The organism is Pseudarthrobacter kochi (assembly GCF_055412805.1).
In genome coordinates this window covers 71,141-77,570 of record NZ_JBVAYV010000017.1, presented here as the reverse complement: position 1 = coordinate 77,570, position 6,430 = coordinate 71,141, and the positions used below count along the sequence as shown (strand labels likewise).

The window sequence follows — 6,430 nt, the reverse complement described above, 5'->3', positions numbered from 1 at the left end:
GACCTCCTGCCACCACGCCGACAACGAAGCAACCCCCGCGTAGTCAAACGCAAGATGTCAGGCTGGCCGCTCAAACGAATACCCAAACCACCTAAGTAAACGGTATTGGGGCTAACTGCACTTCGTTTGCGAAGGCCCACCCGAGGCCGAGGTATCGGTGTCAACCTGGGCAGGTGCCGAGATTCAAGCACCAGTGCAGGTCGGCTGCGACGGGGACGTCCTTGAGGCGACTGTGCAGCTGGGCACCGAAGGAGTTGATTTCACCATGAGCCCAGGCGATGGCCCGGAGGCCCGCTACGCCTTCAGGCTCGTTCCGTCCGCGTAGCCGTGGGTCGTACCGGCAACCGGGAACGTGTCACCACAGCCGTGCGGTGATTTGCCGCACTCACCCGCCGGTTGCTGAGTAGCCTCCGGGGGGCAGCTGTTCAGCCTTGCATGAAAGCAATAACTTACAGCGAATACGGAAGCCCCGACGTCCTTGAGCTGACGGAGGAACCGATGCCAAAGGTGGGGCCGGGGAATGGTCCTGGTCAAAGTCAAGGCGGCATCCGTGAATCCGGTCGACTGGAAGATCATGGCCGGCTATCTGGACCCAGCCATGATCTTCCAGTCGACCGGATTCCCGGATGGGATGTGGCCGGCGTCGTCGATTCAGTGGGAATCGACGCGCCGCATTTCCGGCCCGGCGACGAAGTAATCTCCTATGGCCGCAAAGACTACGTCCACGGTGGCAGTTTCGCTGAATATATTGCCCTGCCGGAACGGCTCCTTGCCCGCAAGCCTGCATCCTTGGGGTGGAACGAGTCCGCCGGTCTTCCCCTGGCGGGCTTGACGGCTTATCAAGTCCTTACCCGTCTGGGCCTCAAAGCGGGCGAAACCGTGCTCATCCACGGCGGCGCCGGCGGCGTCGGATCCCTGGGCATTCAGATCGCCGCGGCACTGGGCGCCAAGGTCATCGCGACCGCCTCAGAAAAGAACCACGACTTCCTGCGGTCGCGCGGAGCCGAGCCCGTCAGCTACGGCGAAGGGCTTGCGTCCCGGGTGCGTGCCCTGCGCCCCCAGGGCATTGACGTCGTCGCGGACTTCGTGGGAGGGAATCTCGACGCCACCTTGGCTGTTCTGGCCGACGGGGGCCGCCACGCCTCCATCGCGGACAGCGACGTCGAGCAGCACGGTGGCACCTGGATGTGGGTGAACCCTGTCGGCGCCGAGCTCCAGGAGCTCGCCGATCTGGTCGACGAGCACGGAATCCGGGTTGAGGTTGCCCGGACGTTCCCGTTGCCGCAGGCGGCCGATGCCTTCCTGCTCAATATGGACGGGCACACTCGCGGCAAGATTGCGGTCACGGTCGACGGCGCCGCGTGATGAGCCCCTTCGACGCTTCGGAGGGCAGGCCGTAACGCTGCTGCTCAGCCTGGAACGGCGGCGGCAACGCGCTCGCCGTTGAAGTATTCGAGCTCCCAGCCGTCAACGGGATGGTGGTGGGCCAGGTTGAGCGCCGCGTTGTCGATGCTTTGCAGGGTGCGGCCGATGGCACGGCTGAGGCTCACACGGATAAGCGAGCCGTGGGCGACCACCAGGACACGGCTGCCGCGGAATTCCTCGGCGAGGGCTTCCAGTGCGGCCAAACCGCGCCGGGCTGCCCCGTCCTCGCTTTCTGCGCCCCGGAAACCGTCGGGGATGCGCAGCGCGTCCAGTTCGGGGCCGGCCTGCAGGCCCTCCGCGGGTCCGAAGCTGCGCTCGGTGAGTTCCGGTACGCTGCGGGCTGCGCCGAGTCCCAGCCCTGCGGCAATCAGGTCGGCGGTCTCCGCGGCACGGCTCAGCGGGGACGACACGATCGCGTCCCATTCATAATCGGAGAGGACGGCGACGGCGTCGCGCGCCTGGCCGCGGCCGACGTCGTTCAGGGGAATGTCGGTGGATCCCTGCAGCCGGCGCTGGGCGTTCCAGTCCGTCTGGCCATGGCGGACAAGGGCGAACGTCGTAAGGGTCATGAGTTCCATTCTCCCCTGAATCCCTGAATCCCTGAATCCCGGAGCCGTGGCCCGGGACGTGGGCGCCCATGTCCTTGCTGTGACTTCTCGGGATTTTGCCTGTGAATCGTCCGGCCGTCCTTGCGGGAGTCCGGTTGCCTGGGACAAGCTGTTGGTGACGTGGTGAATTGCTCAGGCAGGCTGGGCGGCGAGGGTGCCGTCGGGACGTGCCACGGCAATGCCGCCGCCCAGGCAGGAGCCCGCAGAATGGGAGGGCGCTCAATATGAAACGGACATTGTCCAGGCAGGCTAAATACCGCACAATAGGCATCTGCTCATTGATTACGTTGCTGGTAATTGTCGGAATTACGTCCCTCTTTAATTCACAGGCGACCTTCCTGCCAGCTCCGAACGCTCCATCGGCTGCGGGAGGGCCTGTGCCTGCGGTGAGCAGTCCCGCGGCGAAGGGTGCAGACTTCCAGAACGTCCCGAACCAGGTACTTTTTGCCCTTGATGGCGCAGGCAAACCGAACATTTCCGGAGACCTCACGAATATCGCGCAGGGCGACACCGGGGACTGCTACTTCCTCGCGGCCTTGCTGACAGTCGCCGCACGGGCGCCCGACACCATTGCGAATATGGTTCACGATAATGGCAACGGAACGTACACCGTTTCATTTCACAGCAAGTACGACGGGTACCCGATCCGGTGCAGGTGACGGTCAACGGTGATCTTCCGCACCGCCGCGGCAAACCTATAGGAAACGGCGTCGAAAACATCGGCGGCAAGAATGTTTCCTGGGCGGCGATTATTGAGAAAGGGTGGGCTGCCGCGAACCGTAACGGCTATAAGGGCATCGAAGGCACCGATCTCAGCGACGCCCAGGATCACGATGTGCACAATGGCCTCTACGCCATCACCGGCAAAGCGGGAGTCGACCGCAACCCGGGTGGACCCATGACGGGCGTGAGCTTCGAGCAGGTACAGCAGGATTTCACGAATGGGCTCGTGACGCTCGGAACCTCCAATTCCCACGGCAAGCTGGTATCCAACCACTCCTACGCGCTGCTGGGAGTGAACTCTTCCGACCAGACCCTAGTGCTCGGGAATCCCGAGGGGGGCCAATCCACGTTGACGTTTGCGGCTTTCCGGTCCTCGAACATCAACCAGTACATCGCCATACCGACTTACCCTTGAGAACCACAAGTCCCGAACGGCTGGCAGGGAGTGCCGCCGCCGGGCAGTCAGGAGCATTCCCTTGTACTTCCAGGCGCGGTTGAGTACAGCAGAGTCGGGAAAGCGGCCGTCCAGGTGGCGAGTGGCCGGGACATTTCTTATTCTGGCAATGCTTCTGGCCACCACCGCAGCCTGCCAGCCCGGACAATCCCCGTCCCGGTCAGGCACCCCCGGGCATGTGTTTGTGATCAACCTCGAGAACAAGGGATACGACCGGGTGTGGGACACCGGGTCCGCCGCCCCCTATCTCGCCGGGTCTATGCGGTCACAGGGGGTGCTGCTCACGGACTATTACGGCATCTCCCATAACTCCCTGCCGAACTACCTGGCCCAGATCTCCGGTCAACCGCCCAACGACAGCACCCGCCTGGACTGCCACACCTACACGCCCTTTAAGTCGTCGGGCACCGACTCGCAGGGCCGGCTCCTGGGAGACGGGTGCGTCTTCCCGGCGGATGTTCCCACCCTGGCCGGCCAGCTGGTGTCTGCCGGCAAGTCGTGGCGAGGCTACATGGAAGACATGCCGTCGCCCTGCCAGCACCCGGTCCTCGACGCCGTGGATGAGCACCTGAAGGCTGCCCCCGGGGATCAGTACGCCACCCGCCATAACCCCTTTGTCTATTTCCAATCCGTCACCTCATCGCCTGACTGCAGCAAGAACGTCGTCACCTTTTCGGCACTACAGCAGGACCTGAAATCAGTGGACACCACACCGAACCTTTCCTATATCACTCCGAACCTCTGCCACGACGGGCACGACAGCCCTTGCGTTGACGGGAGTCCCGGCGGGATGGGGACCGCCGATAAATGGCTCAGCGAGCAGGTTCCGGCGATTCTGGCCTCACCGGCGTTTCAACAGGACGGAATGCTTGTCATTACCTTCGACGAGGCCGACGGCGGCGCTGAGGGCCCCGCTGCCGGCGTCGCGGGCGGAACGGCTGGGGGCAAAGTCGGCACCCTGGTCATCTCACCGTTTACGGCCCCCGGAACAACCTCAGACCGGCAGTATAACCACTACAGCCTGCTGGCCAGTATGGAGAATTTCTTCTCCCTCCCACGCCTCGCCGGCGCCGGCGAACCGGGCGTGAACGCCTTTGGCACGGACGTCTATCGCGCTGGGCCGTAAGGTACGGATGCGTCGGTCATGCGCGCAAAGAAAGTAAACGCCGGTACCCGGCCCGGCGCCGCTCCAAAGCCAAAAGCCACACGCCGCCGTCGCGCCCTGGCCGCCGCCATGACACTCCTCGTCCTCCTGCTGCTGGTTCCGTCCGGCCAGGGGCCGTCCTCGGCGCCCGCGCAGGGCATTTCGAAAATCAAGCACGTGGTGATCATCATGCAGGAGAACCGCTCTTTCGACAGTTACTTCGGGACCTTCCCCGGGGCCGACGGCATCGCGATGCAGAACGGGGTGCCAACGGCGTGTCTGCCGGATCCGGGACGCAACGGCTGCTCCCGGCCGTTCCACAATTCCGCCGACAGCAACGCCGGGGGTCCGCACAGCCATGCTGACGAGGTCGCGGACGCCGGCAACGGCGCCATGGACGGTTTTGTCGCCCAGGCCGAAAAGGGCCTCGCCGGCTGCAAACCGGTGGACACCGCCTGTCACTACGGCTCGAAACAGACCGACGTGATGGGTTACCACGACGGGAGTGACCTGCCCAACTACTGGGCCTACGCAAGGAACTTCACCCTCCAGGACCACATGTTCGCGGCTGCAGCGTCCTGGAGCCTGCCGGCCCACCTGTACCTGGTCTCGGAATGGTCGGCCAAATGCGCCAAAGCGGGCGACCCCGCGTCCTGTGTGAACGCCCTGCAGAATCCCGACGCCGGTCCGGACCCGGAGATGATCCGCGGGACCCTGATCGGCAAATGCCAGGCCGGCCTCGATCTCCGGCCGTGCCAGGACGCCCTGCAAGCCGCGGGCATCAGCCCGGATCTCGCCACGGACATTGACCGGCTCGTCAGCGCCAGCTGCAAACCCACCGATTCCTACCCCACGTGCCAGGCCGCCGTTGACGCCGCCCCGGTACCGGCCAGCCTGAAGCAGAAGCTCAGCGAAGCCGCCAAGAAGCTCGAACTGCCCGACTACGCCTGGACCGACCTGACCTACCTGCTCCATCAACAGCACGTCCCCTGGGCCTACTACGTCTTCGACGGCACCGAACCGGACTGCCGCGACGACGCCGCGACCTGCGCCCCCGTGAAGCAGAACGCTAAAACCCCCGGCCTGTGGAATCCCCTCCTGTACTTCGACACCGTCAAGGAGGACGGCGAACTGGGCAACATCCAGTCCCAGACGAACTTCTACGACGCTGCCCGCCAAGGCACCCTCCCTGCCGTTAGCTGGGTGGCGCCAACAGACAAGGTCAGCGAGCATGCCCCCGCCAAAATCAGCACCGGACAGGCGTACGTTGCCGGGCTGGTCAACGCCATCATGAACGGCCCCGGCTGGAACAGCACCGCCATATTCCTCACGTGGGACGACTGGGGCGGATTCTACGACCATGTGCCACCGCCTGTGGCCGATGCCAACGGCTATGGCTTCCGCGTCCCGGGCCTTGTCATCAGCCCCTATGCGAAGAAGGGCTACATCGACCACCAGACGCTGAGCCATGACGCTTACATCAAGTTCATCGAGGACGATTTCCTGCACGGCCAGCGGCTCGATCCGGCCACCGACGGCCGCCCCGACGCCCGCCCCGGCGTCCGTGAAAACAGCCCTCTCCTGGGTGATCTGTCCAGAGCCTTCGACTTCAATCAGGCACCCTTGCCGCCGCTCATCCTGACGAACGCGGCTACCTACTGACAGCCGGCGGCGTTGCGCCCTGGATGACCCAGCGGTTGCCGTCCGGGTCGGCGAAGTAGGCAAACTGCACTCCACCCATGTCTTGGACGTCACTGATATCAGCGCCACGGCCCAGGAGTTCGGCGCGCGCCGCAGCTATGTCGGGTACGACGAGCTGCAGCCCTTCGAGGCTGCCCGGCGTCATGCCCGTCATTCCGGTGCCTATGACGATCGACGCGGCCGAACCTGGCGGTGTCAGCTGCACCACCCTCATCCCGGGGATGTACTCGACATCGTGGTCAAGGACAAAGCCCAGCTTCTCGGTATAGAACGACTTGGACCGGTCGACATCCGCGACGGGTACCTGCACAACTTCAAGGCGCATCTCCATGCGCCTTACAGTACCGCCGCCCGACCAGGTGCTCCCCTACGGCC

6 protein-coding genes and 1 pseudogene are annotated in these 6,430 nt (G+C 64.3%); 5 read left to right on the top strand and 2 right to left on the bottom strand.

Annotation, left to right across the window (positions count from 1 at the left end):
• Positions 1 to 435: 435 nt before the first annotated feature.
• Positions 436 to 1,365, top strand: a pseudogene (locus ACZY0Y_RS10550) (NADP-dependent oxidoreductase).
• 44 nt (positions 1,366 to 1,409) lie between these two features.
• Here ACZY0Y_RS10550 and ACZY0Y_RS10545 read toward each other — a convergent pair.
• The gene (locus ACZY0Y_RS10545) at positions 1,410 to 1,994 is read right to left on the bottom strand and encodes a histidine phosphatase family protein (protein ID WP_463957883.1); all 585 of its coding nucleotides are present in this window, start codon (positions 1,992 to 1,994) and stop codon (positions 1,410 to 1,412) included.
• A 317-nt stretch (positions 1,995 to 2,311) separates the two neighbouring features.
• On the opposite strand from ACZY0Y_RS10545, the gene ACZY0Y_RS10540 reads away from it, so the two are divergent.
• The 4 genes from ACZY0Y_RS10540 (at position 2,312) to ACZY0Y_RS10525 (ending at position 6,016) form a co-directional block, all read left to right on the top strand.
• Positions 2,312 to 2,692, top strand: coding sequence for a hypothetical protein (locus ACZY0Y_RS10540; RefSeq protein ID WP_463957882.1), 381 nt, complete (start codon positions 2,312 to 2,314; stop codon positions 2,690 to 2,692).
• Positions 2,683 to 3,171 carry a hypothetical protein gene (locus tag ACZY0Y_RS10535; protein WP_463957880.1) on the top strand — a complete coding sequence of 163 codons (489 nt, stop codon included), beginning with the start codon at positions 2,683 to 2,685 and terminating at the stop codon, positions 3,169 to 3,171. Before ACZY0Y_RS10540 ends, ACZY0Y_RS10535 begins: the two co-directional genes overlap by 10 nt.
• Positions 3,172 to 3,319: 148 nt before the next feature.
• A complete protein-coding gene (locus ACZY0Y_RS10530; RefSeq protein WP_463882264.1) occupies positions 3,320 to 4,336 on the top strand; it encodes an alkaline phosphatase family protein in 1,017 nt (338 codons plus the stop codon).
• Positions 4,337 to 4,354: 18 nt separating this feature from the next.
• Positions 4,355 to 6,016, top strand: coding sequence for an alkaline phosphatase family protein (locus ACZY0Y_RS10525; protein WP_463957879.1), 1,662 nt, complete (start codon positions 4,355 to 4,357; stop codon positions 6,014 to 6,016).
• Here the strand turns inward: ACZY0Y_RS10525 and ACZY0Y_RS10520 are convergent.
• Entirely contained in the window at positions 6,006 to 6,386 is a 381-nt protein-coding gene (locus ACZY0Y_RS10520; RefSeq protein WP_463882269.1) for a VOC family protein, read from the bottom strand. The genes ACZY0Y_RS10525 and ACZY0Y_RS10520 overlap by 11 nt on opposite strands.
• Between the last annotated feature and the right edge of the window lie 44 nt (positions 6,387 to 6,430).